The following is an 18,416-nucleotide window of genomic DNA, read 5'->3' on the forward strand; positions in this document are numbered from 1 at the left end:
CATATTAATTATTTTTGGTTAATTTACTCGAATATAAGGAGGGAATTCCTCCTTATATTGAATATCCAACTGGGCATAAAATTCAAGCCATTCTACTTTTGCTTCGGATTCTTTCCCACTCCAGTAAATAAGTCTCTCACTACCGAAAAGTCCCGTATTTACATCTACTCGTAAGCCCCTTTCATCACCGACACGATATACCTTGGAAACGTACTGACTGTTTGGCGAATACACCTCATTAGTCAGTTCTCCCTGCCCGATCAATAATATTGAATAAAATGCGTTGTAATAGAGTCAAAAAAACGGAGCAATGAATAACTTATTTATGTAGGATTTTTTTCATGTTACTCCACCTTGGTGAATCAAAAATATCTTATTGAATCTATCATCTTCGAACCAATCAACACCTCGATTGATAGCTGCTTGATCGGTTAACCAATTGTAAACCATTGCATTAAATACCTTCCTGCATGGTAACCATGCTTCACGGGCAATGGACACATCATATAGCCAATGCGTGGAGTGAAAATTTTGAATCCAATTGATTCAAGAAATATTGCTTGGAATCGTTTAACTTTTTGAATCTGCTCGTTTAGCAGTTCATTTACATAAATCTCTAGTACAATTAATCTTATTCATTATTTTTAGTTAAAATATCTAACTTTTTCCGATACGTTTGGATAATATTCATCTTGTACAAATCGTTATAAGGAATCTCTTCTTGTTCTACATAGACCCAGATATCTTTTTCACGCCACCTGTGAATTAGACATCAACCAAACGTTCCCCATTCAACCGAACTATAAAAGTACTCTCCATCACGCATGTATCACTCCTTTCTTTAGTTGCAGCAGGGTACAAACTTTAAAACTCTTTTACTTCCCCGGTTTATGCATGAATTTGTAGATTAGTTTCTTTTTTATGATCATAGTCTGTTGCTGTAATCTGCCAATAATCCTTTTGTCCACTTGCACTTTTAATAATGATTCCGTCATCATGTTTGCTCTTTAAATAATTGATTGCGTGTTGAATCGCACTTTTTTCATCCATTTGATAAATAGGATTTTTGCTTTCTTCATTAATTACAAGTTTACTGAGTTCTGCGCCACTGGGATAAGACTGTGCTGATGGTGTTGTTGACCATGTAGATACTGTGTGACCAACTTCGATTTCATCATACGAGATGTTATTCCCCTTGCTATCGAGGAATACGGCTTCTTCATTTGGAAAATACCACTCTGCTGCATAGAAATTCTCATCGCTCGTCTTGGTTTCATCATTTTCTATAACTAAGAGAGCTTTTTTTTCAAAATCTTTTTCAGTTACGTATCCTGTTAATGCTTGCTTTTCAACCTTCTTGTGATTAGTTGCACATCCAGTTATGAGTAATGCTGCAATGATTAATGTCAAAGCCTTTTTCAATGTGCTCATTTCCTTTCTTATTCCCCATAAGAAAACATTCTCTCATGAGGAACTTTATTTCAACTAGTTACCAGTAAAAATTGAATCAATGCCAATACCATTTCCTAAAAAAAGATGGCGAAGAGGACTCCTTTTTACTATAATGAAAAACTGTGAAAAACGGCCCCGACTTTTCTGAAAGGGGAAAGTCACGATACGATACAGAAAAGAGGAACATTTTTGAACCTTCAACAACTAAAAATGGAATGGTTTTCTAATGTACGTGCGGACGTACTTGCAGGTATTACAGTTGCACTTGCCCTGATTCCGGAAGCCATCGCTTTTTCTATTATTGCCGGTGTCGATCCAATGGTTGGGTTGTACGCTTCCTTTTGCATCGCAGTTATTATTGCGTTTGTCGGAGGAAGACCGGGCATGATTTCCGCAGCTACAGGTGCTATGGCGCTATTAATGATCACTCTGGTCAAAGAGCACGGCATCGAGTATTTATTCGCCGCGACTGTTCTGACTGGTATTTTGCAACTGGTACTGGGGGCCTGTAAAATCGGCAGGCTGATGACCTTTGTCCCTCATACCGTTGTGCTTGGTTTTGTCAATGCGTTGGCTATTCTCATCTTTATGGCTCAGCTTCCCCATTTCATTGGGGCGTCCTGGGTTATGTACGTCATGCTGGCTGGAACGCTCGCGATCATATATTTGTTACCGCGTCTCACCAAAGCTGTCCCTTCTGCTCTTGTAGCAATCATCGTCATGACGGTCATTTCCATTTGGGCAGGTCTTGATTTGCGGACCGTTGGAGACATGGGCGAAATCACACGTCAATTACCAATCTTCCACTTTCCTAGTGTCCCGTTGAACTGGGAAACACTCATGATCATACTGCCCTACTCCTTTCCACTTGCATTGGTCGGGATTCTGGAATCATTGATGACTGCTGCCATTCTTGATGAGATGACAGATACCCGCAGTAACAAAAATACAGAAGTGAAAGGCCAAGGGATCGCCAACATCATCACCGGATTCTTTGGCGGAATGGCTGGTTGTGCCATGATCGGACAGTCCGTTATCAATGTGAAATCAGGTGGTCGTGGCCGTCTGTCCACCTTGGTTGCAGGGATTTTTCTCTTGTTCTTGATCCTGGTTCTTGGAGACGTCGTCAAACAAATCCCGATGGCTGCTCTCGTCGGTGTCATGGTCATGGTTTCGATCGGGACGTTTAACTGGCAGTCTATACGGGATCTATGGAAAATTCCTGTTGGAGATGCCATTGTGATGATTACGACAGTGATCGTCGTCGTCGCTACGCACGATTTGGCTAAAGGGGTCATTTCTGGAGTGATCCTGAGTGCCCTCATTTTTGGCTGGAGGATGGCTCGCTTGCATGCCACCTCCTACGTGAGCGATACTGGTGAAAAAGTGTACGCCGTCTCGGGTCAGTTTTTCTTTGGTACCATGACGCACTTCGTCGACCTCTTTTCCTTTCAGGATGATCCCCAGCAGATTATCATTGACTTTTCTCGTTCCCACGTCTGGGATTTGTCAGCCGTAACAGCTATTTCAAAGGTCGTAGAGAAATACAGACAGTTGGACAAATTCGTCGTCATCACTGGACTTAATGAGGAAAGCAAGCGATTGATTGATCGAGTGGGTATAAGCACGCCTGCCGGACATTAACCTGCCGTTTACATGGAAATCCCCTAACGGATACAAGAGCTGACATCTCTTGTCGTTAGGGGATTTTCTTTTGTCTGAATGAAGTCAAGGTTTCCTCTTATTTCTTTTTTGCAATAGTCCGATCATATTTCCGAATTGGTCAGCAGTAAATTGCAGTGCTAGAATGATCAATAACAATATTCCTGCTTTTTAACTGCAAAGGTTGTGACAGAAAGATGGAATTTTCATGGAAACGTAATTTGATCGTGTTATGGATAGGGGTATTTTTCTGTAGTACCGCCTACTCCATCTCCATCCCTTTCCTGCCCATCTTCCTCCATACTTCACTGGGGGTCAATGAGCATCTGGAAGCTTGGTCTGGCATTTCGTTTGGCATCACGTTTTTAGCAAGTGCACTCATCTCGCCATTTTGGGGCTCTCTTGCGGACAAATATGGACGAAAGCCTATGTTGATTCGCTCTGGATTTAGCCTCGCTTTGCTGTACTTTTTGACGTATTTGATTACGGACCCTTATTTGTTTCTTGTGTTACGGATCTTCCAGGGCCTACTAGCCGGCTACGTACCTGCCGCCATTGCGTTGGTAGCGACGAATACACCAGAAAAAAACGTCGGGTACGCACTTGGGATAATGGCGACTTCGGGTGCAACCGGAGGAATTATCGGTCCGTTGGTTGGCGGCGTCGTCAGTCATGTATGGGGAAACGCGGAAGCTTTCATTTTTTCAGGATTTGTTGTGCTTGTAGCAGCGCTGATCGCTACTTTCTTCGTGAAGGAAACGAACTTGAACCGCTCCGGCAGCCGCTCGAGTGTACGAGAAGATTTGCGTGCTGCACTAGCAAATCGCCCATTGATGTCCATACTGGGTATGAGCCTGATGGTCACGATTTCCGTTATGCTTCTTGAACCTTTATTAACCGTGTATGTCATGCAATTGGGCGCTTCGCAGCAAGACGCTTCTCTCAGCTCCGGCATCATTTTTGCGGCAGTCGGAATCGCGACGGTCATCGCTGCTCCACAATGGGGAAAGCTTGGGACAAAGGTCGGCTATTCCAAAATCTTGTTCATCGGCTTAATGGGTGGGGCGATCGGAAATTTACTGCAATTCTTCTTCACTAATCTGTATGGATTTGGCATTTTGCGATTCGCGTACGGACTGTTTTTTGCCGCTGTTTATCCGTCGATCAACGCCATGATTGTAAAAGTCACGGAACCAGAATTTCGCGGCAGAGCGTTTAGCCTGAACCAATCTTCGACGCAGCTCGCGACGATGATGGGGCCAATCATTGGCGGCTTTCTCGGGGGACTCATCCCCATTCGCTTCGTATTTATCATAAATGGCATTGCACTGTTGATTACTGCCATCATGATTCGATCCAAGCGATCACAATTGGCCGGACAGCCGATGAAGCACCAGAGCACGGAGCGTCAGCTAGCGACAAAGTAATGAGTGTAGCACGATTACAAGCAAAAACTCCCTCTCAAGCGTGCAGGTGAGCACCTGGCGATGACAGAAGGGAGTTTTTTCACGTTATCCCGCCTTTTCTTCCACGATCGTATTCGCTACAATAGTACGTATCCATAGGATGAACAGAAGATTCTGACAACCAAAAAGTCAAATTACATACGCCTTGGATCTACCCGCATAAACCGATTTGACGAGACCACTCATTTTGTCTGAGGAAAGGGGAACACGTACATGTCGGGAAAAACGGTAATCTTGCTTGTTCTGATCATTATTGGGCTGATCTGTGTCAATCTGTTTGTCTCCAACGGTTTCATTCGCCTGCTTGCTATCGCAGGAATCTTAGGAATTACCTTTGTCTTGCAGGGGGCCGTGATTCGGAAGAGGTGAAGCTGGCGGTTACCAGCGAAGGCGATCTACACAGTCACGCTGGCTTTTTCATGAAAACAGCAGCGGGTTCGGTTGAAAAATCCAATCCTAGCCCGCCGCTGTTACATTCGCGCCATTTACTCGTGCTCGTCTCCCACTCATGAATGGACGAGCACAATCTTGCCACGTACTCTACCCGTTTGACTAAAGAGATGCGCGTCTCGAACGCCTTGAATGGTCAATGGATATATCTTCATCAAAGAAGGCTTTACATGTTTGGCTTCCACCAGCTCACGGATATGATTCATGTTTACCCCATCTGGACGCGTAAACACAAAAGTAACATCCAGCTCTCGTTCTTTCTCAACTGCATCAGCGAACGAAGGTTTCTTGGCATCACGCTCGCCGATAATGGTTGCTACTCTTCCTTGCCGCTTCATAAATGTTAAAGCTTCTCCGTATGCTTCTCCACCCAGCGTGTCCAGCATGAATGTAAATTGTGTAGAGGTGTGAAGTGGTCCCTGATCATACACGATGACTTCATCTGCTCCCAGCTCACGGACATAATCGCTGTTTTTGGAGCTGGTTGTCGTCGCCACGTAGGCACCTAGCGCTTTTGCTAGCTGGATTGCCATGGAACCAATCCCGCCGCTTCCCCCCAACACCAGGACTTTTTCTTCCGCTTGTACCTTCCCTACCTCCACCAATGCCTGCCAAACCGTTAGTCCGACCAATGGAAGTGAAGCTGCTTCCGCATAAGACAAACCACGTGGTATCGGGGCTACGATATTCGCCGGAACGACAATTTCATCTGCGTATGTCCCTTCTCTATCCAGCTCTGGACGGAAGAAGACATCATCCCCGATTTGAAAATCCTGCACATTCGTACCGACAGCCATTACCGTGCCCGCGGCATCCCACCCTAAAATCAGTGGCAGTTCAAAAGGAAAATCTGCTTGCAGCAGTCCTTCCCGCACCTTCCAATCAACAGGATTTACCCCGCTCGCTTTGATCGATATGAGCAAATCGTCCGGACCGATTGGTTTTGTTGGCAGTTCAATTTCTGTTAACTGTTGGATGCCGCCGTATTGCTTGATGCCAATTCCTCTCATCGAACTTCCCCTTTTTATTCGACTATTTTTTGCAATTGGTTTTCGATGTGACTCTCTCCCCATTCACACATGACATCCAGTACCTTCGACAGTGTCTTGCCGTACTCAGTCAAGTCATACTCAACTCGTGGGGGAACCTGCTGAAAAACATTGCGGGTGATAATGTTGTCCGCTTCCAATTCTCGCAGTTGCTGCGTTAACATTTTTTGCGTGATGGCAGGCATTGCGCGTTTCAATTCGCTTGTCCGCTTTGTTCCTTTTGCCAACAAGCAAAGGATCACCACTTTCCATTTCCCTCCAATAACCTCCAATGTTGCCTCTACAGGGATATTGTATTTTTCCATGTCCTCCCCTCCTCATATGAAGCTGGAATCAAACTCGCTCCGGTGAATCGATATGGGCCGGAAAATAAGGCAATACTTCTTGTCCTAGCTCATCGATGACCTCGTCAATGGGACGCTTGCTAGGGAACAGGGCGAAAAACAAGTGATTGATACCGACCTCTTGATACATGGCCAGTAGTTCCAAAAGCATTTTTCTACCGACTCGGTAGCCTAATCGAATCGGCGTGACCGACTCATCCGGATTTTCCGCAAGATCCAAGTGAAGAGGCTGAATAAACGGCTTGAATACACCTGGATGATATTTCTGGACAAGCTCTCTCCATTCTTGGATGGCATGTGCTTGATTGAATGGATCACGCGGGTAATAAATCCAGCCATCTCCGTTTTGCGCAAACCAGTCCATTGTTTGTTGACTGTACCCCGTGATAAAAGTAGGAATGGGCGCGGTCGATTTTGGCACCAGATTCGCTCCGTCAATCATGCCATATGGGGAGTTGATTTTTGGGAAATTCTCTGCCATGACCTTCTGCAAATAGTCGTAGCCATCGCGAAACAGCTCTGCACGTTGTTCATGTGGTACATTCAATCCATGAAAATCAGCCCGTCTGTCCCCGGAAGATATCCCCATCATCAAACGTTGGGGAAACAAATTTTCGATGGTCGCTGTCTCTTTTGCCACTCGTAGCGGATGCCGCAGTGGAAGAACGATACTTGAGGTACCGAAAGCGATTTTTTTGGTTTGCGCAGCCAAATACGTTAAATAAATCATCATGTCATAAATTTGCCCGGTTGCAGGGTCACCAAAAGCGGGGTCCTGCAAAACCACATCCCGCAGCCAGATTCCGGTAAAGCCATAGTCTTCTGCCGCTTGGACGAGTTCAACCTGGCGCTCCATTGTCGGTGCTTCCCATTCGTATGCCTCTAACGGAATGTGAAATCCCAAGGTCATCTTGCCTTCTTGGAACATTCGCTGAAATCCATAATGACCGTCGAATTTGCTCATCGATGCTCTCTCCTTACGTGATGTATATGGAAATCAACGGCGGACTCATGCATTCATCCATCCGCCGTCTTTTTACAATTAATGACGAGCTTTTTCCAGCTTGCTGCTGATCACCGTGAGTAATGCTGCACCTAACACCATTACTCCACCCACCCATGGTGTATGAATCAGTCCAATGGTATCGACGATGATTCCTCCCACAAAGGCTCCAATCGCAATGCCGAGATTGAATGCCGCAATGTTAATGGCAGAAGCTACATCAACAGCACTTGGCACGTATTTTTCAGCCAACTGCACGACATATACCTGTAAACCCGGTACGTTCATAAAAGCCAAGAGGCCCATCAGCATAATCGTCAGGGTTCCCACCCATTTGAAAGGAGCAGTAAATGTTAACAGGATCAGAATGATCGCCTGAATGATGAACATCCAGCGCAGCGCTTTTATCGGATTCTTGTCAGCCGCTTTTCCTCCGACCGTATTTCCAATCGCTACTGCAATCCCATAGACGAGAAGAATCAGACTGACAGCACTTGCCTGATAACCCGTGATTTCTTCCAGAATCGGCCCTAAGAACGTAAAGGTTACGAAGGTACCGCCGTAGCCAAGTGCCGTAATCGCAAAGACAAGCAACAGTGGCACGTTTGTGATTATTTTCACTTGGTCTTTAATGGAAGCAGGCTTGGCTTTTTTCAAATTGCTTGGTACCAGAATCGCTGTCGAGATAAGTGCAATCACGCCAAGAATGGCCACACCCCAAAAAGTCGCTCTCCATCCAAACATTTGTCCAATAAACGTTCCCAAAGGTACGCCTGTAACGGTTGCGACAGTCAGACCAGTAAACATTGTCGCAATCGCACTGGCACGCTTGTTTTCTGGCACCAGATCGGCTGCAATCGTCGAACCGATGGAGAAAAATACTCCATGAGAAAACGCGGTAAAGAAACGGGCAATGATTAAAAGCGTAAAACTACTCGACAAGGCTGCCGCACTGTTGCCGACAACAAAGACAATCATCAAAAGCATGAGTAGCATTTTGCGTGGAATTCGACTAGTAAGTGCTGTAATAATCGGCGCTCCAATTGCTACTCCTAATGCATATCCAGAAATAAGAAGTCCTGCTAAGGTGATGGTTACTTTCAAATCCTGTGCGACTGTAGACAACAAACCGACGATAACGAATTCAGTAGTTCCGATACCAAATGCGCTGATTGCGAGAGCAAGTAAAGCAAGAGTGGAGTTTTTCGCACCAGTTGCTTGCTGCTTCACATTGGATGTAATTGTGCTCATCTGAGGTGTATCCTCCCTTATTTTTTCTTGCCATTCACAAAGCAGGGCCCTTACTTAACATGATTGGCGAATATGTTGCATCTGAATGCTATTATGTCTCATGCCTCACTTGATAGGAAGTACGTACTTTCAAGTATCATAGGCACTAAAAAGTACCTTACACCTGTCATTAGGCAATAAAAAAAGCCGGGAAGACTACTCCCCGACTCATTACCTTATCTCTCTTGCAGCGCTACTTTTAATCCCAATAAGATGTACACAGAACCTACGATTTTGCCACTCCAGCGGCCCAGCCAGGAAATTCGTTTCACCAGATGCCCTAATGGTCTGATACTGATCGCAATCAGCGCGGTGTAAAAGAATCCCAAGATGGCGAAAATCAGTCCCAGGACAAGGAATTGGAAAATGGCTCCCCCACGCTCCGGATGTACGAATTGCGGCAGAAACGCCAGAAAGAACAACGCCGTCTTTGGGTTCAGTAGTTCTGCGAGGATGGCTTGCCCATACGATTGCAGCGGTGGTAACGGTGTTACTTTTGGCAGCTCTGGGTCAACCGGTTTTTCAAGCATGGCCCGAACCCCTAAATAGACCAAGTAAGCGGCTCCCACAAATTTTACGAGATTGAATGCCCATGCAGATGTCATCAAAATCGCGGATAAACCGACCGCAGCAAAAATCGTATGAATGAAATCACCGGTGGCAATGCCCAGCCCTGCCATGATCCCTGCTTTTCGCCCTCCCTGTACGGTACGCGTGGCAGTTAACAGGACAGCGGGTCCCGGAATTAAAAAGAGGCCGATCACAACAGCCAAAAATGCTCCCATGGTAGTCCAATCAAACATGTGCTCTCCCTCTTTGTATCGAATATTCAAATTCTCATCCTATCATAAACGATGTGCAGCCAGAACGAAACGGTTGAGGCTTACTTTTCGGCTTCATGAGCTTGTGGCGGAAACAAAATCATGATGGTCGTTCCCTTGTTCGCGAGCGGTCTCCCCGATAAAAACGCGGCAGGAGCGTATGGAACAGATCTACAGTAGTCAGGAAGTCTTTATCGAATAAAGGTCCCATCTACAACGCTCCGATCACTCGAACAATACGATAATGAAATGAGACTGAGCTGGAATTTCAGCATGCGCAGGGAGCTTCTTAAACAAGCTCCCAATTCTTTTGAAGAAACATATTGTCGAAAACTAACGATTGAATCTCCTCTTGCTGGAGGTTTTATAATCGGGACCTAGGGGGGCTGATGCGTTGGATTCACTTGCAAAATATTTTTTAAAGCGCTTGCCAAATCGGCGCTTTAAACGTAAAGGAGGTCAGATATCTTTCAAAATTATGTCGTCATGTAGATTTTTTAAACAATACAGAACAAGGGAGCTGTCACATGGTAAAGAAGAAGAAACAGAGATTTCATGGCATTATTTTAGGATTAATAATTATGATATGTACGTCGTTGGTGGTTGCATGCAGCACACAATCAACCACACCTGAACCAAATCAACAGCCAGAGGCTGACAAACCAAAGACAGGCGGAACCATCACTGTGGCTTACGCAAGTGAAGCAGATACCTTAGATGTTCACAAGTCAGTTGGCAACGATATGGGTGTTACTTGGAATATGGGTGGATCGCTGGTCTACAAGGATCCTGTTACAAAAGAATTCAAACCTAATCTCGCAAGTGAATTCAAGATTTCAGATGATGGAAAAACGTACACCTTTACCATTCGTTCTGGTGTTACGTTTCACGATGGGACACCTCTGACTGCCAAGAGTTTTAAAGATACCTTTGAACGCATTAAGAATCCGAAAACAAAAGCAAAACTGGCGGGAATAGTTATGATGCCGGTGAAGACCGTCAGTGCCCCTGATGATAAAACCCTCATCCTTGAATTACATGAACCCAATGTGTCGATTCTTGAAGATTTAGGCACTGGTGTAACTCAACCGCTATCCATGAAGGCCATTGAAAAATATGGTGAGGAATATGGACGAAATCCTGTGGGAATGGGTCCATGGAAGTTTGAGAGCTGGAAGGCTGGCGAGGGGGTTACATTGGTTCGCAATGAAGCCTTTAAGTGGGCCATGCCGCTCGATGAAAATCAAGGACCGCCAAGAGCTGATAAACTGGTGATCAAAACAATTCCAGATAAAAGTGTTATGTTGGCCGCTTTGGAAAACGGTACCATCGATGTTGCATTCGATGTACCCGCAAAAGATATCAAGAAGTATCGAAATAACCCAAAGTATCAGGTTCTGGAACTCTTACGGGCTGGGATACCTCTTAGTTTATATATGAACTTGACAAAACCGGAGTTCCAGGATATCCAAGTCCGAAAAGCATTCAATATGCTGGTTAATAAACAAGCAATGGTCCATGCGGTTTTGATGGGTGAAGGAGAAGTTGCCCAATCGTTGTTATCCCCTTCAACATTGGGGTATGATAAGTCATTGGAAAAATACGGGTACCAATACAATGTGGAAGAAGCAAAGAAACTCCTTGACGCTGCTGGATGGAAGCTAAACGGAGAAGGCCTGAGAGAAAAGGATGGAAAAGTATTTACCCTTTCCTTTTTGAGTTCGGCTAGGTTTGAGATGCAGGCTCAGTTGTTGCAAGCTATGCTGGGCGAGGTGGGTATCAAAGCTACCATTCAAAATTTAGAGGAGTCAGCGTTTAGTGATGGACAAATGAAAGGAAATTTTGATGTGACGATGGTTACATATAGTTACGATGACCCTGATGCTTTATACCAAAGTTTCCACTCTAGCCAAATTGGTGCTGGCTTTAACATAAGTGGTCTAAAAGACGGCAAGCTGGATGCCTTATTAACAAAAGGACGTGCAACCGCTGAAACGGAAGCCAGAAAACAGGTATATGTAGATACCCAAAAACATCTCCTTGAGCAAGCATACGTTGTTCCCATCTATAGTGACAAGCTCTTTGTGGTAGTAAGCTCGCGAGTAAAAGGCGTGAAATGGACGTCTTATTCCCCCAATTTCCAAGATAGCTGGGTAGAAAAATAAATGGAGTCTTTACGTCTACGTCAAGAACCTAATCGATACGTTACAGGAATAGCATCTTTTTTAGAATGACTTGGAAGATTGGAACCGAGACAAGATTAAAATATTGCATCAGACGAGGGGGAATGATCGATGAATTTTCAACATGTGATTGATAAGGTGCCAGACTACAAGGTTTTTCTAACAGTAGATGAAATGGATGAAAGCACCAGAAAGCTGGCCGAAGAGTTTCCTGATGCTGTAACCGTATTTGAGGCGGGAAAGTCCCGCGATGGACACCCCATTCAATGTATCAAAATCGGAGACGGGCCCAAAAATGCGTTATGCTTTGCCTGCCCGCATCCTAACGAGCCAATTGGCGCGATGACGATGGAATATCTCTCCCGCGCATTGGCAGAGGACAAGGCTCTGCGCGACGAGCTGGGCTTCACGTGGTACATCATCAAATGTGCTGACCCTGATGGTACGCGACTAAATGAAAATTGGTTTAAAGGACCATACAATATTTTTAACTACATTAAAAATTACTATAGACCTGTCGGCTACGAGCAGGTTGAATGGACTTTTCCGTTTGAATATAAAGAATATCGCTTTGACAAACCATTGCCTGAAACGCAAGTGCTCATGAAAATCATAGACGAGACTAGACCTGAGTTTATGTATTCTCTACACAATGGGGGGTTATGCGGTGCTTATTGGTATATTTCGCACGATTTGCCAGAATTATACGAGGGATTTCACAATTCAGCAAGGAAGGAAGACGTGCCTTTAGATCTAGGAGAACCAGAGACGCCATTTGCGACAGAGTTTGCTCCGGCCATTTTCAGTTTAAACGGGCAAGACGAATACTATGATTATATGGAGAAACATACAGGAAAACCCCCGACACTTGATGTGGGGGCAGACAGCCACACATACGCCTCTTCGAAAGCGGATTGTGTAACATTAATTACCGAGCTGCCATATTTTTTCGATCCACGAATAGAGGATCAGAGTGACTCAGATATCTCCCGCAGAGAGGCACTTCTGACCGAAGCAGATCAAAGTGAGGCTTTTTTTGAAATGCTGGAGGGACTTGTGGGTGGCATACGGTCCTATATTTCGCAGGATAACCCGTTTTTCAAGTTGATGGACCCCTCTTCCCCGGCACGCAAAGAAAGGAACGAAGCACAGAGAAAATGGGCAATGAGCGATCCTGAATTTGAAAAGCCGGCAAAGGGTTCCCAAGTTTTCAGCAGTTTCGTGGTATCGAAGTTTTATCGAGGATTGAGCTTAGGACTAGCGGTCCGCACTTGCGAATTTGAGCTAGAGCGTCTAGCAAAGGAAGGCTCAAACGACCAAGAGGCAATTACAAAACTGAAAGCAGTGCTGCAAGAAGGGCTTCGCCAATTGCGACAGTATACAGATGAGCTGGAACGAGAACTAAACTATACAGTTATTCCCATTCAGAAATTGGTACGTATTCAGTTGGAATGCGGTTTACTAGTCTCCAATCACATCAGCAAGAATCGGTAGTCTTGCTGATTAATAGCAAATGGGAGGGGGCACTCCCCTCCCATTTGCTATTAAAGGTTGCTTAATTCGCCAGCACTTGTACTCGTGGAACCATAGCAATATTGACCGCTATCATTACCTTATTATGGCCAACCGCTTACGGTCAATTGATACTCATTGCTGCTGCGGGGCTATTTGGCCGATATTTTCTGGCAAAGTCCGAAATCCCGGAAACTCCTCATATGGATATATCGATCAGCCGTAGTACAGCAGTTGTCGCCTGGATTTTGTTTTTTGGATTGTTGATTGGATTGCCTCTATTCGTACAGTGGTTCCTTCAGATTGGCTGACGGATTCTCAATTTCTTGCAGGTTACGGTGCAGCTCAAGCCGTACCAGGGCCTCTGTCCTTCTCTGCTTACTTGGGAACTGTAATGAACGGATGGACCGGAGCATTGGTCGCCTTAATCGCGATGTTTCTTCCGTCTTTTCTGTTGATTACAGGTGTTTTACCGTTTTGGGATGTAATTCGCCGCCTCCCAAATTTTCAATCGATCTTAAAAGGGATAAACGCTGCTGTTGTTGGCATTTTGCTTGCTACGCTGTTTAATCCCGTTTGGATGAAGGCGATTCATACGCCTTACGATTTTTGTCTTGCTATCGCTGCGTTCGGTTTACTTATGTTGTGGAAACTTCCCCCGTGGGTAATTGTGTTATTAAGCGGCTCCCACAAATTTGACGTGATTGAATGCCCATGCAGATGTCATCAAAATCGCGGATAAGCCGACCGCATAAACGATGTGCAGCAAGAACGATACGGTTGAGGCTTACTTTTCGCCTTCATGAGCTTGTGGCGGAAACAAAATCGTGATGGACGTTCCCTCCCCCACTCTGCTATCCAACGAGATGATTCCCTTGTGCGCCTCCACAATCCCTTTCACAATCGTCAACCCCAATCCTGCTCCACCGCTTTCCCTTGCTCGCGAGCGATCTCCCCGATAAAAGCGCTCAAAGACGTACGGGAGGTCCTTTTGATCGATGCCCGTGCCGCTGTCCTTCACTTGCAAACGGACCATCGTACTCGGTTTGTCTACCGTGACTACGACTTCTCCTCCCGCTGGCGTATGCTTGCAGGCATTCGTCAACAAATTGGCAACGATTTGTGCCAGTCTCTGCCTGTCCCCTTTAATCCAGACAGCGTGATCGCCTTTGAAGTGAAAATTCACTTGCGCACGGGCAAACGTAGCACTCATGGACTCCGTGACTTCTTTGACAACCTCACGCAGTTCCACTTCTTCACTGCGCATTTGCAAGGAGCCCGACTCCACCTGGATCACCTGATCTAAATCGCGGACGAGACGGCTCAAACGCAGTACCTCAGACCTTGTGCTTTCGAGATTTTTGGGAGTTGCTTCCCATATGCCGTCGATCATTCCCTCTACTTGCGCCAGCAAGGTATTCAATGGTGTTCGCAATTCATGGGCAATATCGGAGGTCAGTCGCTTGCGCAGTTCCTCCTGGTGCTCAAGGCTTTGGACCAGGTTGTTAAAAGCAGCGACCAATGACGTAACCTCATCCATGCCACGAGGCTCCGGTACGCGTATCGACAGATTGCCTCGCGCGACTCGTTGGGCTGCGGTACTCACTTGTACGACGGGACGCACCATGGTTCGAGCGAGCGGTATACTGATGATAATGACCAGGATGAGCAGCACAGCCATCGTCCACGACGTTGTGTTTTTATGCGCCCATTGAAAATGACTTTCCAAGGTCATATACGCACCGCGATCATCGTGGCTAATCACCAGTTGCCCAATCATGACCCCCTTACTGACAAGGGGAATCTTGTCTACACTGTAATTGCTCGTATGGACTGGACGTTTGCCCCACTCGTTCTTCACTTGTTGTTGTTGATCGAGGAGTGTGATGTGCAATCCCAAGACCTCAGATACCGCTTCAAGCTTATGATAGGCTTCCGGTCCCCAGCCTTGATTGTCCTGATACGCCTGGAGTGCGACACGGGATATTTCTTGGTTATGCTGATTTCTCACTTCATTGGCATACATGGAAAAATGAACATCCATTTCCTTTACGGATAACAACGAGGAAAAAAGAACAGCGCATGCGCCGACTGCCATGATCACAAAGGCGAGCTTTACCCAAATATGCTTCATCGTGGCCTCACTTCTTCATGGGATCGTCAAAGCGATAGCCCAATCCATACACCGTCTTGATATACTCCGGTTGCTTCGGGTCTGCCTCGATCTTTTGGCGAAGATTTTTGATATGTGTATCAATGGTTCGGTCGTACCCTTCGAAATCAAAGCCCATGACTTCACGCACAAGCTCCTCCCTGCCCCACGTTCTCCCCGGATAACGGACAAGCGTTGTAAGCAAGCGGTATTCATTTGGCGTAACCTCCAAAGCGACTCCATTTTTCGTGACTCTCTTCTCATTCATCGATATGGTCAAGTCGCCCACCTCGATGAAATCGGAGAGTGTTGAATAATCGCCTGCACGACGCATGACAGCTCGAACACGTGCTACGAGTTCTCTCGGGCTAAAGGGCTTGATTAAATAATCATCAGCACCAATTGTAAGCCCGCGAATCCGATCCGCCTCTCCACTTTTCGCCGTTAGCATCAAGATCGGGACACGCGACTCTTTGCGAATTTGGACGCAGACTTCTTCCCCGCTCAGATCAGGAAGCATCAGGTCCAAAATGATACAGGTCAATGAAATCGTCGTGGCCATTTCCACTGCTTCCTTCCCTGTTTGGGCGGTCAGAACATGATAGCCTTCCTTTTGCAGATAGGAGGACAATATTTCTAAGATTTGCGGCTCATCATCGACTAGCAAAATGGTAGACATGTGAATCCTCCCTACTCCTCTTGTGTTTGACCCTTTCCTTTTTTCCAGAAAAGCAAAAAGACGAGAGCACCTGCCAGCAAGGCAAAAAGCAAGCGAAACTTGTTTTCACTAAAAGTAATCAGATCATGACCGACGAATGTTTCAAAAACCATTGACGGTATTTTTCCAAGCAAGGTCGCTACTAAAAATTGCGCGAAGGTGATATTCGTCAAAGCCGCACCTAAATTGATTAGTCCGGAAGGCATCATCGGATTCAATCGGAGCAAAACGATGGCAACACATTTGCGAAAACTCGTCGTTCCATTGATGGCATGTACCCATTTGAACGATTTCATCTTTTCCCGCCGATCTGCTTTTTTGATCGTGTAGCGGTAAAGGAAGAAGGCAATGCAAGCACCAGCCACCTCCCCCGTCAAAGAAATCAAGAACCCTCCGTACAAGCCAAATACGACCGCATTCGCACCCGATAAAAAAATGGACGGCAATACACCTGCCACGCTGATCACGATGTTCAATAAAATACTACCGATAATCCCCAGCATCCCCAAAGAACGAATCCACTCTGCCAGGGCTTCTATATTCGTTATCCAATCCATCCGTCTGTATGACTCCCCTCTGCCACTCTCTCTCTAGAGTAAACGAAACTTGTGAAGAAATCATGGAAAAAAGCAAAACAGTCGTAGCCTGATCGACTACGACTGCGTGTATGATTTGTTGCATGATTATTCTTGTGCGATCGCGATGTACAAATCCACTTGCGCGTTGTTGGGATCAGCGCAGCGCACTCCGTCATATCGTTCGAAATCTCCGGTAAAAGTCCGCTTGTTTCCCGGTTGATTGGACCACTCCCACACCTTCGCCCACGCTTCCATCACAACCTCTACCATCGGGCCTACGCGAGTCGTAAATACAGCGTAGGTAGAAGCCGGCAGAGTCTTGACAGTAAGCTCAGCAGGAAGCTCACCGTTCTTTTCTACAACGGTTCCTACTAACAAGGAGTACTCGCCTTTCTCGTCACTTTCGTAATCGCAATACACGCCCAGTACAACACCCGGCTCTTTTTGATGGGGAGTTTTGAAGGGATGCTCTTCTTGATAATAACGCTGCCACAGTTCCCCAATTTTCGCATTCGGTCCGCATTCCGCCTCATTAGTTGTTCGAATTTGCAAGCCTGCTATACGCATTTCATCCAGTTTGACAATCGTTGGGTTCATCATTAACCACGCTCCTGTAAGAAGTTTGTTTACATGACTTAGTATAACGACCATACCCTGACAACTATCTGTCAACGTTCCAACGATTATTCATAAAGTTTCGCCATTCTTTTTACAGTATCACCAATTCGCTGTCTTACATGGGGAGGCTCATGTACACACAAGGTATCGCCAAAGCTAAGCAGCATACCCGTTAACCACTCATCGTCTGGCATCTTCGTTCGTACCAGCATCGAGCCATCCTGCATGGTCTCTATTGTTTCTGGCGCAAACATATCCCGTACTCTTACATGTACACGCGACGCAAATTCGAGGACAAGAGAAATGCGCTCTGCTGTATACCATTCTTCGAGCCATTCCAGTTTATCTACATGATACGGGCGAGGCGAAAACTCCTCTGTCAGCACAGACATGTCTGCAATCCGTGACAAGCGAAACAGCCGATCCTCCTGGCGCTGTAAACAATAGCCATACACGTACCACACATACCCCTTGATAATTAGTGTGACAGGCTCAATGGTGCGTTCTGTCGCATCGCCTTGTATTTTCGTATAGGTGATCCGCACACGAAGTCTCTTCTCGATGGCTTCCCGCAGCTTGTTTACTTTTTCGGCGATCGCAGGTGTACTGCCCCACGGATTAAAGTCGTAAACAACGGGATGTGCACTTCCTTGCTGAGAGGATGGTGCAGTGGTGAGCAACGCTTTTATTTTTTCCAGAAGCTGTCCGATTTGCTTATCGTCTGTGGAGGAATGAACCCCTTTTAGGGCAGCAATAACCGCGACCAGCTCGTCCAAGGATAAGTATTGCCGATCGATCGTGAAATTCTCCATGATTTCGTATCCGCCGCTTGCCCCGGGGTAAGCTACGATCGGAATCCCTGCTGCGTTAATGGTTTCCAAATCCCGATAGACCGTACGCAAGGATACTTCAAAGTGGTCGGATAGTTCACGAGCACTTACACGACGCTTATTCAACAGCATGATGACAATAGCGAGTAGTCGTTCTACCTTCATGATCTCCTCCGTTTTTTTGAGTCAACATAGTGGAGGAGAAGAAAAAGCACAGGTCTCTACGACTCTGACACGCCAGTTGGGGGATTGACTGGACGTCTCCACTTCAAAAAGGGGACCGTCGAG

At 45.9% G+C, this 18,416-nt stretch carries 18 protein-coding genes and 3 pseudogenes; 7 read left to right on the top strand and 14 right to left on the bottom strand.

What is annotated here, in order from left to right; all coding sequences use genetic code 11:
* Nucleotides 1–18: 18 nt before the first annotated feature.
* The 3 genes and pseudogenes from HP568_RS06110 to HP568_RS06120 form a co-directional block, all read right to left on the bottom strand.
* Nucleotides 19–276 (bottom strand): annotated as a pseudogene (locus HP568_RS06110) (DUF5412 family protein); the annotation flags it as partial.
* A gap of 355 nt (nucleotides 277–631) precedes the next feature.
* Nucleotides 632–766 (bottom strand): phosphoadenosine phosphosulfate reductase family protein, encoded by a 135-nt coding sequence (locus tag HP568_RS30210; RefSeq protein ID WP_173628699.1) that lies wholly within the window; start codon nucleotides 764–766, stop codon nucleotides 632–634.
* Nucleotides 767–888: 122 nt separating this feature from the next.
* Nucleotides 889–1,431 (bottom strand): DUF3221 domain-containing protein, encoded by a 543-nt coding sequence (locus HP568_RS06120; protein WP_173628629.1) that lies wholly within the window; start codon nucleotides 1,429–1,431, stop codon nucleotides 889–891.
* A 231-nt stretch (nucleotides 1,432–1,662) separates the two neighbouring features.
* Between HP568_RS06120 and HP568_RS06125 the strand changes: the two genes are divergently transcribed.
* From HP568_RS06125 to HP568_RS06135, 3 genes are all read left to right on the top strand, one after another.
* The gene (locus HP568_RS06125; RefSeq protein WP_173628630.1) at nucleotides 1,663–3,096 is read left to right on the top strand and encodes a SulP family inorganic anion transporter; all 1,434 of its coding nucleotides are present in this window, start codon (nucleotides 1,663–1,665) and stop codon (nucleotides 3,094–3,096) included.
* A 215-nt stretch (nucleotides 3,097–3,311) separates the two neighbouring features.
* Nucleotides 3,312–4,541, top strand: coding sequence for an MFS transporter (locus HP568_RS06130; RefSeq protein WP_173628631.1), 1,230 nt, complete (start codon nucleotides 3,312–3,314; stop codon nucleotides 4,539–4,541).
* Nucleotides 4,542–4,793: 252 nt separating this feature from the next.
* On the top strand, nucleotides 4,794–4,949 hold the full coding sequence (locus HP568_RS06135; protein WP_162837747.1) for a hypothetical protein: 156 nt from the start codon (nucleotides 4,794–4,796) through the stop codon (nucleotides 4,947–4,949).
* Nucleotides 4,950–5,086: 137 nt separating this feature from the next.
* Here HP568_RS06135 and HP568_RS06140 read toward each other — a convergent pair whose 3' ends face one another.
* The 5 genes from HP568_RS06140 to HP568_RS06160 form a co-directional block, all read right to left on the bottom strand.
* The gene (locus HP568_RS06140) at nucleotides 5,087–6,040 is read right to left on the bottom strand and encodes an NADP-dependent oxidoreductase (protein ID WP_173628632.1); all 954 of its coding nucleotides are present in this window, start codon (nucleotides 6,038–6,040) and stop codon (nucleotides 5,087–5,089) included.
* A gap of 14 nt (nucleotides 6,041–6,054) precedes the next feature.
* Nucleotides 6,055–6,384 carry a winged helix-turn-helix transcriptional regulator gene (locus HP568_RS06145; RefSeq protein WP_056493139.1) on the bottom strand — a complete coding sequence of 110 codons (330 nt, stop codon included), beginning with the start codon at nucleotides 6,382–6,384 and terminating at the stop codon, nucleotides 6,055–6,057.
* 28 nt (nucleotides 6,385–6,412) lie between these two features.
* The gene (locus tag HP568_RS06150; protein ID WP_173628633.1) at nucleotides 6,413–7,387 is read right to left on the bottom strand and encodes an LLM class oxidoreductase; all 975 of its coding nucleotides are present in this window, start codon (nucleotides 7,385–7,387) and stop codon (nucleotides 6,413–6,415) included.
* Nucleotides 7,388–7,465: 78 nt separating this feature from the next.
* Nucleotides 7,466–8,677: an MFS transporter gene (locus HP568_RS06155; protein ID WP_048032768.1), complete on the bottom strand. Its 1,212-nt coding sequence runs from the start codon at nucleotides 8,675–8,677 to the stop codon at nucleotides 7,466–7,468.
* A 215-nt stretch (nucleotides 8,678–8,892) separates the two neighbouring features.
* The gene (locus HP568_RS06160) at nucleotides 8,893–9,519 is read right to left on the bottom strand and encodes a LysE family translocator (RefSeq protein ID WP_048032767.1); all 627 of its coding nucleotides are present in this window, start codon (nucleotides 9,517–9,519) and stop codon (nucleotides 8,893–8,895) included.
* Between the two features lie 545 nt (nucleotides 9,520–10,064).
* On the opposite strand from HP568_RS06160, the gene HP568_RS06165 reads away from it, so the two are divergent.
* The 4 genes and pseudogenes from HP568_RS06165 to HP568_RS06180 form a co-directional block, all read left to right on the top strand.
* Nucleotides 10,065–11,702, top strand: a complete 1,638-nt coding sequence (locus HP568_RS06165) for an ABC transporter substrate-binding protein (RefSeq protein ID WP_173628634.1) — start codon at nucleotides 10,065–10,067, stop codon at nucleotides 11,700–11,702.
* 129 nt (nucleotides 11,703–11,831) lie between these two features.
* Nucleotides 11,832–13,214: a M14 family zinc carboxypeptidase gene (locus tag HP568_RS06170; RefSeq protein ID WP_173628635.1), complete on the top strand. Its 1,383-nt coding sequence runs from the start codon at nucleotides 11,832–11,834 to the stop codon at nucleotides 13,212–13,214.
* A gap of 101 nt (nucleotides 13,215–13,315) precedes the next feature.
* The gene (locus HP568_RS06175) at nucleotides 13,316–13,543 is read left to right on the top strand and encodes a hypothetical protein (RefSeq protein ID WP_173628636.1); all 228 of its coding nucleotides are present in this window, start codon (nucleotides 13,316–13,318) and stop codon (nucleotides 13,541–13,543) included.
* A pseudogene (locus HP568_RS06180) lies at nucleotides 13,522–13,857 on the top strand (chromate transporter); the annotation flags it as partial. The gene HP568_RS06175 and the pseudogene HP568_RS06180, both read left to right, overlap by 22 nt.
* Nucleotides 13,858–13,911: 54 nt before the next feature.
* Here HP568_RS06180 and HP568_RS30150 read toward each other — a convergent pair.
* The 6 genes and pseudogenes from HP568_RS30150 to HP568_RS06205 form a co-directional block, all read right to left on the bottom strand.
* Nucleotides 13,912–13,992, bottom strand: a pseudogene (locus tag HP568_RS30150) (LysE family translocator); the annotation flags it as partial.
* 27 nt (nucleotides 13,993–14,019) lie between these two features.
* Nucleotides 14,020–15,366 carry a HAMP domain-containing sensor histidine kinase gene (locus tag HP568_RS06185; protein WP_173628637.1) on the bottom strand — a complete coding sequence of 449 codons (1,347 nt, stop codon included), beginning with the start codon at nucleotides 15,364–15,366 and terminating at the stop codon, nucleotides 14,020–14,022.
* Between the two features lie 7 nt (nucleotides 15,367–15,373).
* Entirely contained in the window at nucleotides 15,374–16,063 is a 690-nt protein-coding gene (locus tag HP568_RS06190; protein WP_048032763.1) for a response regulator transcription factor, read from the bottom strand.
* 11 nt (nucleotides 16,064–16,074) lie between these two features.
* Entirely contained in the window at nucleotides 16,075–16,659 is a 585-nt protein-coding gene (locus HP568_RS06195) for a TVP38/TMEM64 family protein (RefSeq protein WP_173628638.1), read from the bottom strand.
* 126 nt (nucleotides 16,660–16,785) lie between these two features.
* Nucleotides 16,786–17,280, bottom strand: a complete 495-nt coding sequence (locus tag HP568_RS06200) for a GyrI-like domain-containing protein (RefSeq protein WP_173628639.1) — start codon at nucleotides 17,278–17,280, stop codon at nucleotides 16,786–16,788.
* 83 nt (nucleotides 17,281–17,363) lie between these two features.
* On the bottom strand, nucleotides 17,364–18,293 hold the full coding sequence (locus tag HP568_RS06205; RefSeq protein ID WP_173628640.1) for a helix-turn-helix transcriptional regulator: 930 nt from the start codon (nucleotides 18,291–18,293) through the stop codon (nucleotides 17,364–17,366).
* Between the last annotated feature and the right edge of the window lie 123 nt (nucleotides 18,294–18,416).

The organism is Brevibacillus sp. MS2.2, assembly GCF_013284345.1.
Taxonomy (GTDB): Bacteria; Bacillota; Bacilli; order Brevibacillales; family Brevibacillaceae; genus Brevibacillus; species Brevibacillus brevis_C.

Excerpts from the sequence above, each read along its gene's own strand:
- HP568_RS06120 (WP_173628629.1), bottom strand. The coding sequence starts at position 1,431 with ATGAGCACATTGAAAAAGGCTTTGACATTAATCATTGCAGCATTACTC.
- HP568_RS06125 (WP_173628630.1), top strand. The coding sequence starts at position 1,663 with ATGGAATGGTTTTCTAATGTACGTGCGGACGTACTTGCAGGTATTACA.
- HP568_RS06130 (WP_173628631.1), top strand. The coding sequence starts at position 3,312 with ATGGAATTTTCATGGAAACGTAATTTGATCGTGTTATGGATAGGGGTA.
- HP568_RS06135 (WP_162837747.1), top strand. The coding sequence starts at position 4,794 with ATGTCGGGAAAAACGGTAATCTTGCTTGTTCTGATCATTATTGGGCTG.
- HP568_RS06140 (WP_173628632.1), bottom strand. The coding sequence starts at position 6,040 with ATGAGAGGAATTGGCATCAAGCAATACGGCGGCATCCAACAGTTAACA.
- HP568_RS06145 (WP_056493139.1), bottom strand. The coding sequence starts at position 6,384 with ATGGAAAAATACAATATCCCTGTAGAGGCAACATTGGAGGTTATTGGA.
- HP568_RS06150 (WP_173628633.1), bottom strand. The coding sequence starts at position 7,387 with ATGAGCAAATTCGACGGTCATTATGGATTTCAGCGAATGTTCCAAGAA.
- HP568_RS06155 (WP_048032768.1), bottom strand. The coding sequence starts at position 8,677 with ATGAGCACAATTACATCCAATGTGAAGCAGCAAGCAACTGGTGCGAAA.
- HP568_RS06160 (WP_048032767.1), bottom strand. The coding sequence starts at position 9,519 with ATGTTTGATTGGACTACCATGGGAGCATTTTTGGCTGTTGTGATCGGC.
- HP568_RS06165 (WP_173628634.1), top strand. The coding sequence starts at position 10,065 with ATGGTAAAGAAGAAGAAACAGAGATTTCATGGCATTATTTTAGGATTA.
- HP568_RS06170 (WP_173628635.1), top strand. The coding sequence starts at position 11,832 with ATGAATTTTCAACATGTGATTGATAAGGTGCCAGACTACAAGGTTTTT.
- HP568_RS06185 (WP_173628637.1), bottom strand. The coding sequence starts at position 15,366 with ATGAAGCATATTTGGGTAAAGCTCGCCTTTGTGATCATGGCAGTCGGC.
- HP568_RS06190 (WP_048032763.1), bottom strand. The coding sequence starts at position 16,063 with ATGTCTACCATTTTGCTAGTCGATGATGAGCCGCAAATCTTAGAAATA.
- HP568_RS06195 (WP_173628638.1), bottom strand. The coding sequence starts at position 16,659 with ATGGATTGGATAACGAATATAGAAGCCCTGGCAGAGTGGATTCGTTCT.
- HP568_RS06200 (WP_173628639.1), bottom strand. The coding sequence starts at position 17,280 with ATGATGAACCCAACGATTGTCAAACTGGATGAAATGCGTATAGCAGGC.
- HP568_RS06205 (WP_173628640.1), bottom strand. The coding sequence starts at position 18,293 with ATGAAGGTAGAACGACTACTCGCTATTGTCATCATGCTGTTGAATAAG.